Raw genomic sequence first — 617 nt, 5'->3', positions numbered from 1 at the left:
GCGCTTGACCAGGTCAGGAAGAGCTGACTTACGCTTGGATTGAATCGTTGTCACCGGGACAAAGGCACGCGGTGAAATCCCTTCAATTCCCATCAGGCGCATCCGCTTAGCCACAGTCTTGCGATTCAGGGTGATCTGGTAGCGCTCGGTAAGTTCTGCGGTGATCCGGGGAGCACCATAAACCTCATCGGAGTCTTTCCAGATCTGATGAATCTTGCGGTCAACGTCATCGTAAAATGTTGCACGATTATCTTTTCCGGATAGTCGTTTCTGCTGCGTATCAGCCCATTTGTAGTATCCAGACCGAGACACTTTTAATAGCCGTGCCATGCGTTTGATGCTGTAGTTTGCCTTCTCCTGCTGCATCAATTCGAACTTTTCTGCTCGCGTTGCTTCGCGGCGAAGAAGGCTGTCGCTTTTGACAAAAACTCATTATCCATCTTGGCTTCCGCCAACTCACGGCGCAGACGAGCATTCTCAGCACGAAGATCCGCCTCACTCATCCCATCCGAGGCCCCTCGGCGTTCACGCTCGAGTTTGACCCACCGGCCTAAAAGCCCGGCGGAGACGCCAATCTCCTTAGCCACATGAGCGATCGGGCGCTCTGACTCGATTAC

2 protein-coding genes are annotated in these 617 nt (G+C 53.2%); both read right to left on the bottom strand.

Annotated elements, in window-relative coordinates; translation table 11 throughout:
- Positions 1–366, bottom strand: a 366-nt coding sequence (locus QP909_RS11740; protein WP_284767327.1) for an IS3 family transposase, incomplete at its 3' end; no start/stop codon positions are given.
- Positions 366–617: transposase (locus tag QP909_RS11735; protein WP_234447513.1), on the bottom strand; the 252-nt coding region annotated here is incomplete at its 5' end. The genes QP909_RS11740 and QP909_RS11735, both read right to left, overlap by 1 nt.

This window comes from Corynebacterium sp. MSK195 (assembly GCF_030228885.1).
In the GTDB taxonomy this organism is placed as follows: domain Bacteria; phylum Actinomycetota; class Actinomycetes; order Mycobacteriales; family Mycobacteriaceae; genus Corynebacterium.
This window is presented reverse-complemented; position numbering and strand designations above follow the sequence as displayed.